This window comes from uncultured Maritalea sp. (genome assembly GCF_937139385.1).
In the GTDB taxonomy this organism is placed as follows: Bacteria; Pseudomonadota; Alphaproteobacteria; order Rhizobiales; family Devosiaceae; genus Maritalea; species Maritalea porphyrae_A.
This window is the reverse complement of the sequence record NZ_CAKZPW010000146.1, coordinates 1-18,155: the sequence shown is the minus strand read 5'-3', so window position 1 is coordinate 18,155 and position 18,155 is coordinate 1. Positions and strand designations below refer to the sequence as shown.

Genomic DNA, 18,155 nt, shown 5'->3' with positions numbered 1-18,155 from the left:
TAGCGGGAGAGGGACTTGAACCCCCGACACGCGGATTATGATTCCGCTGCTCTAACCAGCTGAGCTACCCCGCCACAATTTGATTTGGTGAAAACCAAAACAATTAGACAAGTGTTTGGCGAACCAATCACTTTGCTCGAGCGCGATATAATGCGGGCAGGCAAATCTTGTCAAGCAAAACCGCCAAAGAGTTTTCGCCTTTTGCCCATCCTTTGCAAATTTATCGAAATCTGAGTGTCATGTTGATCTTTTTTAGGCCGCAAAGTCATGTATTATGGCTTCAAATTTTTTGGCGGCATTGGAACTCGAATATGAAAAAATCCATTTTTGTTGTATCGGCTTTGGCATTGGCTCTTGGTGGGTGCAGCCCAACATGGCTCAATAACGACGCAGGTGATTTGCGCAACTCTGTGAAGGGTGGCGCCGCAGGGGCAGCAGCGGGCGCGTTCGCTGGACTTGTTTATGCATCAGTTGCAAATAAGGACGTGCGTAGTGCAGCGCTGATTGGCGCAGGGCTTGGTGCGCTCACAGGTACCGGTGTTGGTATTTATATGGACAAGCAGGAAGAAGAGCTTCGCGCGGGTCTGGCTGATTCTGGCGTGACAGTGAAACGCAACGGCGACAACATCATCCTCAACATGCCTTCCAACATCACCTTTGGGGTCAACCAAGACCAGGTTCAACCTCAATTCCACAAAGTTTTGACAGCGGTAGCAACGGTACTACAGCGCTATCCAAAAACGCTGGTGGATATCTATGGCCACACTGATTCTACAGGCTCTGACCAATATAATATGGATCTGTCGAACCGAAGAGCCATGTCAGTTGCCAATTATGTGTCTGGCGTTGGTGTGGATCCACGACGTGTCTATGTGACCGGTTATGGCGAAACACAGCCTATCGCCACAAATTCAACCGAAGCGGGCAAAGCGGCAAACCGGCGCGTTGAAATTCAGATTTCGCCACTAACCTAGGCGCAATAAATTCAAAAGCCGCCGCAACTTAGTGTTGCGGCGGCTTTTATTTGACCCAAATCGTATGTTCTTACAATTGAGCCTTACCGCTGGCCCAGCTCTCCACATCGGTGGAAGTTAATTGCCCAACACTTTGCAACTTATCTTTGCGCACTTTGACGGCCATGCCATCTTTAATGTCGCGCAGCAGCTCCATGCCGCCAAAAACCAGCGCGCTATATAGCTGAATGGCGTTCGCGCCCGCAGCAAGTTTAGCAATTGCAGATTGAGCAGAGTGGATTCCCCCTACCCCAACAATCGGCATATCACCACCCACGCGCATGCGCATTTGCGCCAAGCGCATGGTGGAAAAATTAAAGAGTGGCTTGCCGCTCAGGCCACCAGCCTCATCCGCGTTGGGTAAGCCCGCAACTTGATCACGGGACAAAGTGGTGTTGGAAATAATCAAACCATCCAAATCCACTTGCTTGATCACGCTAACCACTTCATCCATCTCCGCCTCATTGAGGTCTGGTGCGAGCTTTAAGAAAACCGGCACCCGCACACAATCCTTTGCGCGCGCATTCAACGCTTCGCCCAACAACCGCTTTAGCGCTTCGCCAGACTGCAAATCACGCAACCCCGGTGTATTGGGGGAAGAAATATTCACCGTAAGATAATCAGCAATCGGCGCAAAACGAGTAACGCCCTCAACATAGTCGGCCACAAAGTCATCGCTGTCTTTGTTCGCGCCAACATTTACACCAATCGTCACCCCGGCTTGCTTATTGTTTGTTAAACGCTCATAAGCTACCAGATGCCCCTCATTATTGAACCCCATGCGGTTGATGATCCCCTGGGCTTGCGGCACACGAAACAAACGTGGCTTGGGGTTTCCATCCTGAGGTCGTGGCGTGATGGTTCCAACTTCTGCGAACCCAAAGCCGATGTCAGATAACTGGTTTGACACTTCGGCGTTTTTATCAAGACCAGCGGCCATGCCGATAGGGTTTTTCAAAGACAGTCCTGCAATTTCTGTTTTAAAGAAATCAGGGTCTTTATTTTCTTGTGGCGCAACAGCCCCAAGTTTGATCGCTTTGATTGTTAGCTGATGCGCAATTTCAGGGTCAAGTTTTAGCAACCCATCACGGCTTAGGTTTTGCACCGCCGGCTGGCTTAAAAACTTAGCAATTTGAGAAATCATTGAAATAGCCCTTCGGGAAGAATAAAGACGCCTTGCGCATCAGTTTCCAACATATGTTCAGCCACAATCGCCACAAGTGGCAGGTCCGCATATAAATGGGGGAAAAGAGCACCGCCGCGTGAAGGTTCCCACTTTAATTCCGTACCAATTTTTTCCGGATCAACACTTAAAAGCACCAAATCGCTTTGGCCGGTGAAGTGCTTTTGCAGGGTCTCAGCCAGCTGTTCTGCAGTTGAAAAGTGGATGAACCCATCAACCAAATCCACTGCCACCCCCGAAAAAACACCATTGGCCTTAGCGTTTGACCAATGTGCAACCGTACATACTTTGAAAATTCTCATTTTGCCCCATTGTGCGCTGAACTCTGTTCATCGGATTTATGGAAAATCACGCAAATAAGCAAGGTTATGTGCCAAATTTCACATTCGCACTTTACATTTCGATTAATGAAAGTTAACACATCTATAGGATTTTTATCCTTGATACTGAAACTATTCCTGCTCGACAAATGGAAAAGCAATGATCACCCACCGCGCTATATGGTCTGCCATTGACTCGCTGGCTCAGCGTCGCGGCCTATCTGTGTCCGGACTGGCGCGCATGGCCGGGCTAGACCCTACAGCCTTTAATCCCTCAAAGCGGATATCAAAAGACGGTCGAGAGCGCTGGCCATCAACCGAAAGCATTGCCAAAATGCTGGGATCAGCTGATGAGAGTATGGATCAATTCCTATCGGGCGGCGGTATTTACGAACAAGCTGACCCTCACAAAGCCGCAGTACCGTTGCTTGGCTTTGCCCAAGCCGGAGCTGGCGGATTTTTCGACAGCGGTGGCTTCCCTGCGGGGCAAGGCTGGGACGAAGTGAACATCCCTGTTGGGCCAAACTCCAACACGTACGCACTTGAGGTGAGCGGTGATAGCATGCTGCCCCTTTATCGCGATGGCGATGTGATCATTGTCTCGCCCGCCGAACAAATCAGGCGTGGCGACCGCGTGGTGGTGCGCACGAATGAGGGCGAAGTGATGGCCAAAATTTTGCATCGGCAAACCGCAAATCTGGTGGAACTGCACTCGCTCAACCCAGAACACCCGCCCCGCGAATTACCCTCCACAGATGTGGATTGGATTGCGCGCATCCTTTGGGCCAGCCAATAAAAAGCCCCGCCAGTTGGCAGGGCTAATCATTGTGAAATTTTAAAGGGCCTAAACCAATTCGCCCGCCAAAGCTTTTTCAATCAAAGCTTTGGTTTCGGTAACGCCATAAAGGGCGATGAATGAGCCAAAACGCGGGCCCTGATCTTGCCCTAACAACACTTGGTACAAAGCTTTGAACCAATTGCGCAACGGTTCAAATTCATATTTCTTGCCAATTTCAAACACCAAGCTTTGAATGGCGTCTGCATCCGTCGCATCTTCCACATCATCCAACCGCGTTGCCAATTCTGCCATCGCAGCAGCTTCCTGTTCGCTTGGCGCGCGGAATTTCTTCGTTGGTTTCACAAAATCTGTGAAGTAGCGAATGGCATAACCAACCAACCGATCAAGTTCGGGTTGATTTTGCGGTGTTGCATCTGGCGCATAACGCGAAATAAAGCCCCAAAGCACGGCACTGTCTTCAGCATTGGCCGCAGACACCAAATTCAACAACAAAGCAAAACTGATCGGCAAATCAAACGCTGGTGGAAACTCGCCATGAATATGGGTTGCAGGGTTCTCCAACAGCTCAGCTGGCGTTTGTTTTTCCGCCGCCGTTGAAAAAGCATAAAACTCATCAACAGCTTTCGGGATCACATCAAAATAGAGCTTTTTCGCAGTTTTTGGTTTTTGATACATAAACAGCGCCAAGCTTTCAGGCGAGGCGTAAGTCAGCCAATCTTCCATCGAAAGGCCATTGCCTTTTGACTTGGAGATTTTTTGACCGTTCTCATCCAAGAACAATTCATAGCTCAAGCTTTCCGGCGGCGTGCCACCCAAAGCCCGCACAATGCGAGAAGATAGACGAACGCTATCAATCAAATCTTTGCCCGACATTTCATAGTCGATCCCAAGCGCATACCAACGCAAAGCCCAATCTGCTTTCCACTGGCATTTCACCGCGCCACCAGTAACCGGTACTGTAACCTCTTCACTGGTTTCAGGATCAACATAAGTCACAGTGCCTGCCGCCACATCGCGCGCGATCATAGGCACCTGCAACACTTTGCCCGTGCGCGGGCACAGAGGCAGGAAGGGCGAATAGGTTTTTTGTCGCTCTTCGCCAAGTGTTGGCAAAATCACCTTCATCACATCGTCGTAGACTTCGAGCATGCGCAACAATGCCTTATCCAGCACACCAGATGTGTAATAATCTGTGGAGCTGACAAACTCATATTCAAATCCAAAGTCATCCAAGAAATTCTGCAATCGCGCATTATTATGATGCGCAAAACTTGGATATTCGTCTGAAAATGGATCAGGCACTTTCGTCAACGGCATGCCAATATATTCGGCCATGCGCTCTTGGTTTGGCACATTGGTTGGCACCTTGCGGAACCCATCCATATCATCAGAATAACAGATTATTTTGGATGGGATTTTATCGCCAGTCAGCAAACGGAAGGCATTGCGCACCATAGACGTGCGCGCCACTTCACCAAATGTGCCAATGTGTGGCAAGCCAGAAGGGCCATAACCAGTCTGAAACAATACCTCGTCCTTGGGCGATTTTTCCAACCGTTTGACAATCTTCTTCGCTTCCTCAAAAGGCCATGCGCGTGCATTGGTGGCGGCTGCGAAAAACTGTGCGTCAAAGATTGTGGGGGTATTTGCCATTTGGCTGCCCTTTGGTTGGAAAAATCAATTGTATGATGTGTTCATCATGCTTGTTTAAAGCTTCTTGAAAAACCAGCATTTCACGCGATTTCGCACACCTTTGCAACATCGTCAATGGCGCTCATTCCACTGGCTGTCCAAATAGTTCGCATTGCGGCTTGTATTTGGGCTAAATCGCCCCTAGTTTTTGGGCCAACATCAATACAATAAGTGAGGGCTCAAATGTCACTTTCGCCGCAAGAAGCAATGGTCTACATCATGGTGATGGTTTCAGCATCAGATCGCCGCATGTCCGATGAAGAGCTGGGCCGGATCGGCTCCGTCGTGCGCAACCTTCCCGTGTTCCGCGATTTCTCCCAAGAGGCCCTCACCTTTGTCTGTGGCCAATGCGCCGATGCATTGGACGACGACAACGGCATGAACAATGTGCTGCACCTAATTGCAGATAGCATTCCAGCCAAATTGCGCGATACTGCCTATGCGGTAGCGGTAGAGATTGCAGCTGCCGATTTAGACATCCGCCCCGAAGAAGTGCGCATTTTGGAATTATTGCGCGGCCACTTAAAAATCAACAAGCTAACGTCAGCAGCAATTGAACTTGCGGCCCAAGCCCGACACCGCGTTGTCTAAATAAGGCAACATCGGCACCTGTTAAGACCGCCCATGTGGCGGTCTTTTTTTTGCACATCACAAATTTTTGCGTGCGGTATGTCTAGCTTCTCCCACCCCTCCTATATATAAGAAAATCCATATATAGGAGTTTGTTGTGGAAGAACTGGGTTTTAGTGAAGGTATTTGGCGCCTTGGCAGTTTTGTCGCCATCTTCGCACTGATGGTCATTCTGGAAGCCTTTTGGCCAAGGCGCAAAAGGCGCCATTCCCGTGTGCGCCGCTGGGCCACAAATATCGGCATCATGGCATCAAGCTATCTAACGGTCTCTCTGCTCACACTGGTGCTGGCGAATTTGTTGGTTCCCATTTCCGCCCTCTTGGCCGCAATTTATGCCAAGCAATGGGGCTTTGGCCTGTTTAATTGGCTAGATTTGCCCATATGGCTTGAGTGGATGATGGCATTTCTAATTCTAGACTTTGTTATCTGGGGCCAACATTGGGCCACCCACAAAATCCCAATTTTATGGCGATTGCATCGCGTACACCATTCCGATCACGACCTTGATGCATCCAGCGCTATTCGATTTCACCCACTCGAAATTGTCTTCTCAATTTTCGTCAAAGCCGCAGCGGTGGTGATATTGGGCGCGCCCGCTGTTTTGGTGGTAATATTTGAAGGCGTGGTCAATGGTACCGCCTTGTTCAACCATGCGAATTACAAGCTACCCATTTGGCTAGATCGCATCATTCGCCCAGTTTTGGTCACACCGGATATGCACCGGGTCCACCACTCGATTGAAGTTGGTGAAACAAATTCAAACTATGGTTTTGCATTGAGCATTTGGGATCGTCTTTTCAACACTTACATCGATCAACCCGCAGCAGGGCATGACAAAATGATTGTCGGCCTTAAGGAGTATCAAGGTGACGGGCCGCAAAACTTTGTCTGGTCAATCTGGTTTCCTTTCGTGAACAAGAAACCAAAAAAAATTGAAACCCAAGAGACTGAAAATCAATAAAACCCAATGGGGAACCATTTGAGGTAAAGCTCATCAAGTTTTCCCGAAACAGCCAATCGACGCAACCCTATGTTGATGGCGCGCAATGCGTCGTTCTTGTCCTTTGAAACGGCAATCCCAAGCCCCGCGCCAAAATGCTCAACGCTGAAATAGGCAGCCCCCGCGAAATCGCAACATTCATTCTGATTGAGCCAAAATGAGGCGCGCATACCGTCCACAAAACCCATATCTATGGTGCCTGCGTCTACCCCTTTGAGCACGTCCAATTCGCTATCAAATGGCAAAGCAACCACGTTAGAAAAATATCGTATTAAATACTCGTGGTGAGAAGAATTGCGCCGAACACCCACGACGCCCGATAACTTGTGCGGGTTAAACTCCGCCAACGCACCCCTTTCTTTTCGTCCAACAAAACGGGCTGGCAGTTGCAAATAGCTTTGTGAAAAACCAAACAAGCGCCCATTTTCGGCATCGATGCTCAGACCGGCGATAATTGCATCGCCTTGTCCCTCTTCTAAAGCTTTGGGCAATTGCGCCCACGGCCAACTTTGCAACGTGCAATCAACCTCAAGTTCAGCACACAGCGCCTGCGCAAGTTCAACATTGTACCCCACAACATCGCCACTGGCCTCTTTGAAGTTGAAAGGAGGAAAGTCAGGCGAAGTTAAAAACCGAATGGACGGCACAAGCGACATGTCGAGCGTATCGTCATAGGCAGATGGGTCAAAGTGATTTGGCAGCGTTTGTGCCAACCCTAGCGAAACCAATTGCACAAAAATTGCGCCCCCAAAAAGGGAGGCACGGGCAAAATGAAAAAGGTGCTGAAACATATGCTCAATTCGGACTTTGACTCGTGGCGAAAACTTGGTCACATTATGTTTTATATTTTTTGTAATGCAATTTTTTAAGTGATTTAGTTTGTGGATGGTTTGAACGAACCTTTGGGCGCTGCCCTTTTGCGTCGCATATTTAAAGAATATTTTCAAAGCGATTGGACAGCGCTATTTGCGTTGCGCAAAGCAACGGCTGCGAATGTTGATCCCCTTAGATTTTGTGCTGGCCAGTTTAACCTACCCGAACAAGATATCTATCGCCGTGCCGCCAAGGCATTGGAGTTGGCCTTTAGTGATCAAATCCCTCCTCTCGCGGTGAACGCGCTTCATGCGGACAATATCGATCAATTGAAATCTGTAGCCAGTTTGCGTGGCCGCATGCTCGACCGGGACGTGTTGTTCATCGCACCCGATTTTTGGCGGTATGTTGAGTTGGCTAAGCGCATTAGCGAAAAACCCCAATTGCGCAGCCAATTGTGTGTTGTCCCGCCCAAAGCACTGCGCCGCGCTTTTGTTTTTCAGCAAAGCACAGCACTTTATGAAAGTGCCATCACACGATTGGCAAAAAAATGGCCTTTTGCAAGCGCACACCTGGGCCTTTCAAAACTCACGCGCCATGGTTTCCTCGCTGTGGTTTTGGCCATCGCGCTCAGTGTGTTCTTTCCCTTGGGATGGTTTCAGCCCATTGCCACGATTTTGATGGGCATATTGTTTCTATTGCCAGCAGCATTTCGCCTCAGCTCCGCTATTAACGGTCGGATTGTGAAGCGCATGGCCGAAAAACACCTTTTGGGCGACAACCAATTGCCAGTTTACACCATCATCATCCCCTTGCGAGACGAGGCGGTTCTTGTGGAGCAACTGGTTCGTGCCATGCGCGCGCTAAATTACCCGGCCGAAAAACTCGATGTGAAATTTGTCGTTGAGGCAACGTCAAAAAAGACCATCAAAGCCATCGAACCCTTTTTGCACGACATTCGATTTGAGTTGATCCCAGTGCCCGACAGCGAACCGCGCACCAAACCCAAAGCCGTCAACTTTGCCCTGCCATTTGCACGAGGTGAACATTTGGTGATTTTTGACGCGGAGGATATACCTGAACCAAACCAATTGCGCATCGCAGCAACCATGTTCGCGCGCCATGCAAATCTTGAGTGTTTGCAAGCAGAGCTTGTCATTGATAACGCGAACGAAAATCCACTCACGGCTTTGTTTGCCACAGAATATGCGGCCCAATTCGGCTTAATCATGCCAACGCTTGCACAATTTGACATGCCCATGCCCTTGGGCGGCACTTCCAATCATTTCCGCACCAAAACCCTGATCAACCTGGGTGCGTGGGACAGTTTTAACGTCACAGAAGATGCCGATTTAGGCATAAGACTGGCACGTAAAAAACTAAAATCCGCGGTACTACCAAGCCATACGCGCGAGGAGGCCCCGATTGGCATTTGGTCGTGGATCAAGCAGCGCACCCGATGGATGAAGGGGTGGATGCAGACCCTATTGGTGCACAGTCGAAATCCAAAATCATTGATCAAACAACTTGGCCTTCTAAACGCTTTGATTTTCTACATATATGTCGGTGGCTTGGTGTTTTCAGCGCCCTTGCATGGCTTATTCGTCGCCCAATTTCTATTGAACCTGAGTACGCAAAAGGCCATCATTCTCTCACATTACGCTCATCTAAACATCTATATGCTCATATTGATCACGGGCTATTTAAGCGCAGTCAGCACCGCTTTTTTGGGGCTTTGGCACACGCGACAATTGCACCTGTTCGGATGGCAAGTCTTTTTGCCCTTCTATTGGTTGCTCACCAGTTTTGCGACCTTGCGCGCTGCCTTTCAGCTGGCTGTGGCCCCCTTCTCTTGGGAAAAAACCACACACGCCCGCACCCAATTGCCAAGATATGACAGCAAACAAGACGCAAACGAAGATCAGACCTCGACAGAAGCGGCAAAATCAATTTATCTATAATTTATGGATCACCGCAAACGTACCATCGTTGAAGACATTACAACGGCTTTGGCCGATCGCATTGTGCGCGGTGAATTGGCCCCCGACGAAAAATTGCGCCAAGACCATATTGCCGAAGAATTTGGTGCAAGCCATGTGCCCGTGCGCGAAGCATTTCGCCAACTCGAAGCGCGCGGCCTTGCAGTTAGCATTCCACGCCGGGGTGTACGGGTGTCCACCTTTGACGTCACAGAGGCCAAAGAGGTTGCGGAAATGCGCTCCGTGCTCGAGGTGTTGGCCCTGCGCCATGCCTTCCCGCACCTCACAGCGCACACATTTATGCTGGCGCAACAAGCAATTGGCGAAGGCGAAAAGGCCCAAGACATTTATACATGGGAAGACGCGAACCAGCGCTTTCACCGCACGATTGTGGCAGATTGTAAAATGCCAAAACTACTCGCAACGCTTGACGACTTACATGTGGCCAGCGCCCGCTTTTTGTTCGCCACGTGGAAATCGAAATGGGAGACGCGGATCGAGCACGATCACCGCACGATCATTAAAGCACTTAAAAATGGCGATATAGAAAATGCGGCCAAAGTGCTCGAACGCCACGTCAAACTAACAGGGCGCAAACTCAGCTCGTTTTTGTAGATTTTTTCAAATGCGCTACCAAAACTGTACCACCCCGAAATATGCATCCGCCTTGCTGTGATAATACGTGCACCATAAGCTGGTGCTGTCACATTGTCCAAGTTGCGCAACATGCGTCCGACCAGGTTTCAATGGACAAAGGAGGTTGCATGACTGAACCAAGCTACAGCTGGATGACCATCCATTTGGCAAAGTTTCCAATTGCCCATTCCATCACGGACACAAGTTTTGACGGTCCAACAACAGCACAAGTCTGGCGTTGCGGACCAGATTCGCCGATCGGCGATGACGGCTTTCGCACGGAGGTCAGCGATATTTGGTGCGCCCTTGGGTTCTACAATGATCAAGAAGCCGCATTGCACGGATTAAACGAAGCCGCGAACAGTTTGGACTTCGCCAATCTAGCAACACAAAGCTGGCACGGAATGTTAGCTGTTGTGGCCCACCGCGGCGACGTGGATTTCTCCACAAAACACGAACCACACCCCCACCTCGTAGCGCTTAAAACAGACCCACAAGGTGTAATGGCAGTCATGACCAGTGCAGGATATCAGGGTTTTGGCGAAGCTGACTTTGGCCGTGCACGAGACTTCGTAAAAAAAATAGAAGATGTTCGAACCTTTTACAAATCGTTGGGTTCAAATGTGTTGCGGCAGATATTCAATCCAATAGGCACACCAGATGGCGCATCCTTCACCCTTTGGCGCAACGATCCAGACATGTTAGCGGCAGCCTATAAGGACGGTACACATCGCTCAATGATCGATCAACATAAGGCACAGCCCATGTTCGACCGCAGTTCCTTTACCCGGTTTCGCCTGCTGGAAAGCCGCGGAAGCTGGGATGGCATTGACCCGATGGAAGTTGCAAGATCGCACGCCCCGTCAGTTTGATCACCCATTGCATCTTTCAAGAACCCGTGTAAGCTCAAGCCTTTAAGCGGAAATTAGATCATGTCTATCTCGCTCATGGGACGAAAAAACCATAGCTTCACAATCGATATCAGCGAGGAAAATGCAGGCGCATCGCGCTTGGCTCTATTGCTGCCAGGCGTTGGTTATCGCTTGGAAAACCCCATGTTTTTCTTCGCGCGCCAGCTCTTGATTGACCACGGCTATACGATTGCGGGGGCCAACTATGCTTATGACAAAGTTGAAGGGTTTCGCGATTTCGGGTTTGACGAAATCATGAGCATATTGGCTGACGATGCCACCACCATCGGCAATGCCATTGCAGATTTGCCCAAGCATGACGAATTGCTCATTGTCGGCAAATCGCTGGGTACAGTCCTGATGGGCAATATGATTGAGCAGGGTTTCTTGCCAACGGCAAACCTTGCGTGGTTGACACCCTCTTCAAAGGTCGACGCGGTATCAAACGAGATTTTGGCAAATGCGCAAAGATCATTCATTTGCATTGGAACCGCGGACAAAGGGTTCGAGGACGACAGATTTGCAAAATTCTCTCAAGCTGGCGCGACCATCTGTTTGTTGCCGGATTTGGCACATGTGCTGGAATGTGACAATGATGTGCCAAAATCTATCCTTGGTCACCACAAAATGATCATCGATCTCCAAAACTGGCTAAAGGCAATCGCGTGACCATCACCAACGATCTTGTTGAACTTTCTATTGAAGCCAATCGAAGTGATCGTGGCCACCTCAAGTTTGATTTCCCAGAACTTAAAATCGGTACGGCGGATTACACATCTGCCCAAACAGGTTGCACCGTGTTCAGTTTCGAACAACGTGCAATGATGGTCTCCGACTGTCGAGGCGGAGCAATTGGCGCTATAGGCACCCATTATCCCGAAGTGGACGCCATCTGCTTTGCAGGTGGCTCTGCTTATGGCCAAGAAGCGATTTTGGGCGTTGGGGCTGAGATCCACAAGCGAGCGAACTATTCGACCGATTGGCAAGACATTGCTTTGGCGGCCGGTGCCATTATCTACGATTATCGTTTTCGCGAAAATGCCGTCTATCCCGACAAGGCCCTGGGCCGCGCGGCTCTAAATGCGGCGAAACCAAACCTGTTTGCACAAGGAAATGTCGGCGCAGGCTTTAGTGCGAGCGCCGGAAAATGCCTTACAGAAGCCGGATATGAAGGCGAGCGAACGGGCCAAGGCGCTGCCTTTCGCCAAGTTGGTCAAACCAAGATTTTCATTGCCACTGTCCTCAATCCATTCGGTGCGATAGTGAACAAACAAGGCAAAGTGGTGCGCGGCAATTTTGCCCCAACAACTGGCGAGCGCGTTCACCTGCACGAACATGCAAATGGCACTGGCCCGGCAGGCAAGGGCAATACAACGTTAACACTAATGGTCACCAACCAACGCATGCCCCGCCAAGCGCTCAGCCAAGTTGCAAAGCAAGTCCACAGTTCAATGGCAAGGGGCATTCAACCTTTCCATACCGAGTTTGATGGCGATGTCTTTTTCGCTGTAAGCACACAACAAGTCAGCGACCCAAACCTTGCACCCTTCGCACTTGGTGCCATTGCATCGGAATTGGCTTGGGATGCAATTTTGGCCGCCGCCAATGCAAACTAACTAGTCCGCCTTATGCCTATTCTTTATTGCTTGAATCCCAAACCAGCTGGCCAACAAAACAAACGGCGCGAGCAATCCAAGCATCATGGTTTTTGAAACGGGCAAATAGTCAGCAAACCCGGCCAAAACATACCCCAATATTCCAAGCGAATAATATGAAATAGCAATCGTTGAGAGCCCTTCAACAGTTGACTGTAATTTATATTGGCTCTTTGCCGTTTCCGAGATTGAACTTAAAACCTCTCGACTTTGGGATTGCATATCCACATTAATCCGCGCATCAAGCAATTGAATAGACCGCGCTATTTTGTTGTTCAGCGAGCGCTGCCGCTTTTCAGTCGCGCGACAGGTTGCCAACGCGGGGTCCACCCGGTTCGAAAGATAACGCGTGATCGTTGTGTGTTTTTCACTTTGCTCTTCTTCAATCCGGTCCAAACGGATTTGCAATACGTCACCATAGGCTTGACTGGCAGCAAATCGATAGGCCGTCGCATCAAGGCTTTGCCCCGCGCGAACCGAAAGAGAATGCAACATCCCCATAATGCGCTTGCTGTCTTCAATGCTCGACACACAACCAATTTCTTCGTTCAAGGCACTCAGCTCAGTTTCTAGCCCCCCAACAATGCGCGATTGAATTCGTGCATCCGCCAACCCAACCAGCGCCATGGTGCGATAGGTATCAATTTCGAGTAACCGGCGTACCAAAATGCCCGTCTTGATGGAACTAAGCTGATGGATTGCAATTTCGAAACGCGTGAACCCATTTTCGTCGGTTTGAAAGTCCGTCCCAATTTGCGCATTGCCCACGCCAACGCGCGACAAGCACAAGCTTTTGGGTTCAAATCCCAATAGGGCAGACGGTGAGATCTCTTTGCGCTCGACAACATCTATCCGTGCGGCGGTTATGATGGGAAACTGCTTGAGGACTTCAAGACCAATTCCCTTAGGTCTAGCGCTTTTGTCATTTATCGGTGCATACCAGGTCAAAGTAACAAACTCGGTGTGCGCTTCCCACGTCACATCATAGCGCTCATTCGAAAAAGAAAACTGCCGCCAGTTCTTATCGGGCGGCTCAATGCCCACTTCACCACACCAGCCGTGCAATTGCGCGCTAACATAGGCCATTTGATCTGCCTGTCGACCGACCAAGAAAACAATACGCCGCGCCCGCAGTGGCGCCTGAAGCGGGGGAATAAGCCGCGCGTGAATTTCTTCCTGAATAGGCACACGCAAGGTGTGATCAAAAAAACTGTCTTCGCTCAACTCGCCGTCAAACGCATCAATGCTCTCGTCTTTGTTGCCCATATCCGATTTCCCCTGCCCCGATATATTGCAGCATGAAGACAAGCTCTCTCTTCAACAAGTACACATATTGTCATACCAGACCTCACCCAAATGCATAATTGGTCGTAGAACCAATTCGTCACCTTTGCGGTTTGTCACCAGCAAGGATCAGGTGTAGTGCTAGAAATTCAAACGAAACCGCTTGCACCAAGAGAAGACAAATTGACCAATTTCATCGACAATGTTGCCACAGCAAAAGAACGCATGTCCTCGATCCTTGATGCAACGCCCTGCCAAAAAAATGTCTATCTCAGCCAAAAATTTGACGCCAACATCTATCTCAAGCGAGAAGACTTAACCCCGGTGCGCTCCTATAAGCTGCGCGGCGCGTACAATTTCATCTCAAAGGCCCTGGACGAAAATCCTGAACACAAGGGCGCGTTTGTGTGCGCTTCTGCGGGCAATCACGCGCAAGGATTTGCCTTTTGTTGTGCGCACTTTGGCGTCAAGGGCACCATCTTCATGCCCGTCACCACACCGCAACAAAAAATCGACAAAACCCGTGCGTTTGGCGGCGCCAACATTGAAATCAAATTGATCGGTGATATTTTTGATCAATGTTATAGCGCGGCTCTTTCGTTCGCTGATGAGCAACGCGCCCTCATGGTGCCGCCGTTTGATCATGCCGATATTATCGAAGGTCAGGCCACTATAGCGCATGAGATTCTCGAGCAGTTGGATGGCGAACCGCTTGATCTGATCATCATGCCCGTGGGCGGGGGTGGCCTCGCTGCAGGGGTAACCGCCTACCTGACCCATACGTCGCCAAAAACCGAAATCCTTTTGGTTGAACCGCAGGGCGCGCCCAGTTTAAAAACCAGCTTGCAGCAAGGCAAGCGCGTGAAGCTTCAGGCAATCGACAATTTTGTCGACGGTGCTGCAGTCGCCCAAGTTGGTGCCCTTAATTTTGAAATGCTCGAGCATTTGCCAGCCGACATCGTGACTTTGGTGCCTGAAAATCGCCTATGCGCCACCATTGTTGAAATGCTCAACATAGAAGGCATGGTGTTAGAACCCGCTGGCGCTCTTTCCATTGACGTGCTGTCCGCGCTTCCCCCCGAAAAACTAAACGGCAAAAACATCGTTTGCGTCACGTCGGGAGGTAACTTTGATTTTGAGCGACTGCCCGAAGTCAAAGAAAAGGCGCTCAAATATTCTGGCCTCAAGAAATACTTCATTTTGCGCATGCCCCAGCGCCCCGGTGCACTGAAAGACTTCCTCAATATGCTCGGGCCACACGATGATATTGCGCGTTTTGAATATCTCAAGAAATCTGCGCGCAACTTTGGTACAGTTCTGATGGGCATTGAAACCAATGATCCAGCTAACTTTGAGGCTCTGAAGGCCAAATTGATTGAAGGTGATTTTGGTTTTCAGGACATAACAGAAAACGATCTGCTCTCCAGTTTGATCGTTTAAGTCTTGATTGATTTGACAAATGGCAAATATGGGCTTCAAGCTCCAAAAATGAGCAACGGCGAACACAATAGACGCACACCAGCCAAGACAATCCTTTACACTGCGCTCTTTGCGGCGTTGCTACTTGGTGGACTTCTTACGCTGTTTTTCGCTTCGTTTTCTGTTTTCAAAGCGGTTGAATTAGAACGGGCGGAAGGCCGCGCGCAACTTTATCACTCCACTTTGTTGAGTGCGCTTGAGCGCCTAGAGCATCTGCCCTTTATTGTCGCGCAGGACCCAGCGGTTGTGCGCGCTTTGTCCCGGGGCGAGGTTGACGGGCTTAACCAACGACTTGAAGATTTTGCCCACCGCTCTAAAGCCGAAGCCATCTACGTCATGGATGAAAACGGGTGGACAATCGCTGCCTCCAACTATGCCCAAGAGATCAATTTCTTGGGCAAAAACTACGGTTTTCGTCCGTACTTTAAAGACGCAATGGCTGGCAAGCGCGGCGAGTTTTTCGCCATTGGCGCGACCACTTTCACACCTGGATACTTCATCGGCAACGCGGTCAGTGATGAAAGTGGAAATGCAATTGGAGTGGTGGCGTTAAAGATCGCGCTGAGTGAACTCACAGGCGCTTGGGCCGCTTCTGGTGACGATATTTTGGTCACCAACAAAGAGGGTATCGTCGTCTTCGCCACTTCAGATCAATGGCGCTATCACGCCACAACGGACCTAAGCGAAAACCAACGCATCGCCATTCAAAACAAGCAACAATTCGGCAAACAAGAATTGCTACCGTTAAATTGGGAACTGCGCCCCGATAGCGAAGTCCTGCTCGATGGAACAACATATCTTTACGCCAATAAAGATGTCGAACAACAAGGCTGGACCCTTTGGTACATCAAGCCAACATCTACCCTTTTTGAGCGTACCTGGTTTGTGATCATTCTGGCTACAATTGTTATGGCCGCCATGGGCATTGGTTTTATCACCTTTAGGTCAAATCAACTCCAGCGCGCGCTCAAAGCCTCACACGATGACCGGCAAAAACTGATCGTTGAAATAGAAGAACGCAAGGCAACAGAAATTCGTCTCGAACAAACAAGATCCGAATTGGCACGCACAAGCAAATTGGCCGCACTTGGCCAATTGGCCGCCTCTATCACCCACGAGTTAGGGCAGCCCATTTCCGCTATGCGCAACTACCTTGCAGCAGAGGAAATTTCCAGCGGCCATAAGCCCGGCGGTGTCATTGACCACCTCAACGGACTTGTGCGGCGCATGGAGAACATAACAAAGGAACTAAAGTTCTTTTCAATGCCCGGTGATAATAACACCGAGACGATCGATATTGCCGACCTGATCGACGGTGCGGTCGGCCTCACAAAACACGACCTTTCGAACAAACATATCGACTTGCACGTCATTGTACCAAAGGATTTGCCAGCAATCAGCGGCATGCGCCAACGATTGGAACAGGTGCTGGTCAACTTGATCCGCAATGCAATCGCTGCTCTGCAAGACCTGCAAAGTAAACGCATCGAAATTCGCGCCGTTTTACACGATGGGGCGATAAAAATTTCCGTACGCGACTGGGGCCATGGGCTGCGGGGACAAAGCATCGAACAACTGCAAGAACCCTTTCACACCAACAAACCTTCAGGTGAAGGCATGGGACTTGGTTTGGCCATTTCTGCTGCCATTGTTCGTGAACACAAAGGATTGCTCAGCGCCATCGATTGTGAAATAGGTGCAAAATTCACCGTTCAATTGCCCCTGACTTAAGGAACAATCATTGTCACCAACAGCCAAAAGCGCCAATTTTCGTGCCATCATTATCGATGACGATAAGGAAATGCGTCAGTCGTTGACGCACTTGATGGGGGCCGCTGGTTGGGAAACACAGGCGCTTGCTGACGCAACATCTGTTGCCGACAAGGTCGCCGCTTTCGTGCCAGACGTAATTCTGTCAGATGTGCGCATGCCCAAAACATCTGGGCTCGACCTATTGAACGAGAAATCAGGCGTTGCGCAATTGCCGATCGTTTTAATTTCCGCCCATGGCGATATCCCAACCGCTGTGCAAGCCATGCGCGATGGCGCCTATAGCTTCTTGGAAAAACCATTCGATCCACAAAGGCTTCTAACCATTTTGCGCAATGCCGCTGAAAAGCATCGCCTGTCCAAGGATGCAGAACGTTTGCGCAACCAATTGGCCACCTTGTCTGGCCTGGACCGGGTCTTACTGGGAAAATCTGAACTTCTGCAATCGGTGCGCGAAAGTGTGTTGGACTTTTCCTCCGCCCACGCCGCAGCGCTTATATTGGGTGAAACCGGCACGGGCAAAGAGCTTGTTGCGCGCGCGTTACACAATCTGTCTGAACGGGCCAATGGCCCATTCCTTGCCATCAATTGCGCCAACATCGCAGCGGACGGATTTGAGCAACGTGTTTTTGGAGAAAAAGACAAAACACAGGGCCTTTTTCGCCAAGCCGAAGGGGGCACTTTATTTCTGGATGAAATAGGTACGTGCACTCTTGATGTTCAAGCCAAGTTGTTGCGTGCAATCGAATTGCGCGAAGTCCTGCCCATAGGCGCGGACAAACCCATTACAGTGGATGTGCGCATCGTGTCCGCATCAAATGAACCTCTAGACCAAGCGATCGAAGAAGGGCGGTTTCGTTCTGACCTTTATTTTCGGTTGAACAACGTGGTGATCGACCTGCCAACCCTGCGGTCTCGGCGTGATGATATTCCTTTGTTGTTCGAACATTTCTTGCAAAATTACGCAGAGCTTTACGAAACCGAAATCCCT

The 18,155-nt window shown here is 49.8% G+C and carries 17 protein-coding genes and 1 tRNA gene; 12 read left to right on the top strand and 6 right to left on the bottom strand.

Translation table 11 applies throughout. The features are described from left to right. Nucleotides 1-74 (bottom strand) — tRNA-Met (locus Q0231_RS06065). A gap of 237 nt (nt 75-311) precedes the next feature. Between Q0231_RS06065 and Q0231_RS06060 the strand changes: the two genes are divergently transcribed. After that, on the top strand, nt 312-974 hold the full coding sequence (locus tag Q0231_RS06060; protein WP_299346337.1) for an OmpA family protein: 663 nt from the start codon (nt 312-314) through the stop codon (nt 972-974). Between the two features lie 70 nt (nt 975-1,044). On the opposite strand, the gene Q0231_RS06055 is transcribed toward Q0231_RS06060, so the two are convergent. Further along, nucleotides 1,045-2,157, bottom strand: a complete 1,113-nt coding sequence (locus tag Q0231_RS06055) for a quinone-dependent dihydroorotate dehydrogenase (protein ID WP_299346334.1) — start codon at nt 2,155-2,157, stop codon at nt 1,045-1,047. Continuing rightward, the gene (locus tag Q0231_RS06050; protein ID WP_299346331.1) at nt 2,154-2,498 is read right to left on the bottom strand and encodes a DUF952 domain-containing protein; all 345 of its coding nucleotides are present in this window, start codon (nt 2,496-2,498) and stop codon (nt 2,154-2,156) included. Before Q0231_RS06050 ends, Q0231_RS06055 begins: the two co-directional genes overlap by 4 nt. A 178-nt stretch (nt 2,499-2,676) precedes the next feature. On the opposite strand from Q0231_RS06050, the gene Q0231_RS06045 reads away from it, so the two are divergent. After that, nucleotides 2,677-3,312 (top strand): helix-turn-helix transcriptional regulator, encoded by a 636-nt coding sequence (locus Q0231_RS06045; protein WP_269394440.1) that lies wholly within the window; start codon nt 2,677-2,679, stop codon nt 3,310-3,312. A 48-nt stretch (nt 3,313-3,360) separates the two neighbouring features. Here the strand turns inward: Q0231_RS06045 and Q0231_RS06040 are convergent, their stop codons facing one another. Beyond that, nucleotides 3,361-4,968 carry a lysine--tRNA ligase gene (locus Q0231_RS06040; RefSeq protein WP_299346322.1) on the bottom strand — a complete coding sequence of 536 codons (1,608 nt, stop codon included), beginning with the start codon at nt 4,966-4,968 and terminating at the stop codon, nt 3,361-3,363. A 222-nt stretch (nt 4,969-5,190) separates the two neighbouring features. On the opposite strand from Q0231_RS06040, the gene Q0231_RS06035 reads away from it, so the two are divergent. After that, nucleotides 5,191-5,598 carry a tellurite resistance TerB family protein gene (locus Q0231_RS06035; protein WP_299346319.1) on the top strand — a complete coding sequence of 136 codons (408 nt, stop codon included), beginning with the start codon at nt 5,191-5,193 and terminating at the stop codon, nt 5,596-5,598. Nucleotides 5,599-5,734: 136 nt separating this feature from the next. Next, a complete protein-coding gene (locus Q0231_RS06030) occupies nt 5,735-6,598 on the top strand; it encodes a sterol desaturase family protein (RefSeq protein ID WP_299346317.1) in 864 nt (287 codons plus the stop codon). Here the strand turns inward: Q0231_RS06030 and Q0231_RS06025 are convergent. After that, complete coding sequence (locus tag Q0231_RS06025) at nt 6,592-7,371, bottom strand: transporter substrate-binding domain-containing protein (RefSeq protein WP_299346314.1); 780 nt, start codon at nt 7,369-7,371, stop codon at nt 6,592-6,594. The two genes, Q0231_RS06030 and Q0231_RS06025, sit on opposite strands and share 7 nt — an antisense overlap. A gap of 156 nt (nt 7,372-7,527) precedes the next feature. Here Q0231_RS06025 and Q0231_RS06020 point away from each other — a divergent pair, with 156 nt between their 5' ends. The 5 genes from Q0231_RS06020 (at nt 7,528) to Q0231_RS06000 (ending at nt 12,592) form a co-directional block, all read left to right on the top strand. Then, complete coding sequence (locus Q0231_RS06020; RefSeq protein WP_299346311.1) at nt 7,528-9,411, top strand: glycosyltransferase; 1,884 nt, start codon at nt 7,528-7,530, stop codon at nt 9,409-9,411. A 3-nt stretch (nt 9,412-9,414) separates the two neighbouring features. After that, a complete protein-coding gene (locus Q0231_RS06015) occupies nt 9,415-10,044 on the top strand; it encodes a GntR family transcriptional regulator (RefSeq protein ID WP_299346308.1) in 630 nt (209 codons plus the stop codon). Nucleotides 10,045-10,193: 149 nt separating this feature from the next. Next, on the top strand, nt 10,194-10,937 hold the full coding sequence (locus Q0231_RS06010) for a hypothetical protein (protein WP_299346306.1): 744 nt from the start codon (nt 10,194-10,196) through the stop codon (nt 10,935-10,937). Nucleotides 10,938-10,997: 60 nt separating this feature from the next. Beyond that, entirely contained in the window at nt 10,998-11,645 is a 648-nt protein-coding gene (locus Q0231_RS06005) for a hypothetical protein (RefSeq protein WP_299346304.1), read from the top strand. After that, nucleotides 11,642-12,592, top strand: a complete 951-nt coding sequence (locus tag Q0231_RS06000; protein WP_299346301.1) for a P1 family peptidase — start codon at nt 11,642-11,644, stop codon at nt 12,590-12,592. Before Q0231_RS06005 ends, Q0231_RS06000 begins: the two co-directional genes overlap by 4 nt. On the opposite strand, the gene Q0231_RS05995 is transcribed toward Q0231_RS06000, so the two are convergent. Then, a complete protein-coding gene (locus Q0231_RS05995; protein ID WP_299346298.1) occupies nt 12,593-13,897 on the bottom strand; it encodes a DUF3422 domain-containing protein in 1,305 nt (434 codons plus the stop codon). A gap of 201 nt (nt 13,898-14,098) precedes the next feature. On the opposite strand from Q0231_RS05995, the gene ilvA reads away from it, so the two are divergent. The 3 genes from ilvA to Q0231_RS05980 form a co-directional block, all read left to right on the top strand. Continuing rightward, nucleotides 14,099-15,355: a threonine ammonia-lyase IlvA gene (gene ilvA, locus Q0231_RS05990; protein ID WP_269394764.1), complete on the top strand. Its 1,257-nt coding sequence runs from the start codon at nt 14,099-14,101 to the stop codon at nt 15,353-15,355. 48 nt (nt 15,356-15,403) lie between these two features. Further along, a complete protein-coding gene (locus Q0231_RS05985) occupies nt 15,404-17,125 on the top strand; it encodes an ATP-binding protein (protein ID WP_269394429.1) in 1,722 nt (573 codons plus the stop codon). 10 nt (nt 17,126-17,135) lie between these two features. Next, a partial coding sequence (locus tag Q0231_RS05980) for a sigma-54 dependent transcriptional regulator (RefSeq protein ID WP_299346295.1) occupies nt 17,136-18,155 on the top strand: 1,020 nt, incomplete at its 3' end.

What these genes read in the sequence shown, in the direction of transcription:
- Q0231_RS06060 (WP_299346337.1), top strand. Translation starts at nt 312, where the DNA reads ATGAAAAAATCCATTTTTGTTGTATCGGCTTTGGCATTGGCTCTTGGT.
- Q0231_RS06055 (WP_299346334.1), bottom strand. Translation starts at nt 2,157, where the DNA reads ATGATTTCTCAAATTGCTAAGTTTTTAAGCCAGCCGGCGGTGCAAAAC.
- Q0231_RS06050 (WP_299346331.1), bottom strand. Translation starts at nt 2,498, where the DNA reads ATGAGAATTTTCAAAGTATGTACGGTTGCACATTGGTCAAACGCTAAG.
- Q0231_RS06045 (WP_269394440.1), top strand. Translation starts at nt 2,677, where the DNA reads ATGATCACCCACCGCGCTATATGGTCTGCCATTGACTCGCTGGCTCAG.
- Q0231_RS06040 (WP_299346322.1), bottom strand. Translation starts at nt 4,968, where the DNA reads ATGGCAAATACCCCCACAATCTTTGACGCACAGTTTTTCGCAGCCGCC.
- Q0231_RS06035 (WP_299346319.1), top strand. Translation starts at nt 5,191, where the DNA reads ATGTCACTTTCGCCGCAAGAAGCAATGGTCTACATCATGGTGATGGTT.
- Q0231_RS06015 (WP_299346308.1), top strand. Translation starts at nt 9,415, where the DNA reads ATGGATCACCGCAAACGTACCATCGTTGAAGACATTACAACGGCTTTG.
- Q0231_RS06010 (WP_299346306.1), top strand. Translation starts at nt 10,194, where the DNA reads ATGACTGAACCAAGCTACAGCTGGATGACCATCCATTTGGCAAAGTTT.
- Q0231_RS06005 (WP_299346304.1), top strand. Translation starts at nt 10,998, where the DNA reads ATGTCTATCTCGCTCATGGGACGAAAAAACCATAGCTTCACAATCGAT.
- Q0231_RS05995 (WP_299346298.1), bottom strand. Translation starts at nt 13,897, where the DNA reads ATGGGCAACAAAGACGAGAGCATTGATGCGTTTGACGGCGAGTTGAGC.
- Q0231_RS05985 (WP_269394429.1), top strand. Translation starts at nt 15,404, where the DNA reads ATGAGCAACGGCGAACACAATAGACGCACACCAGCCAAGACAATCCTT.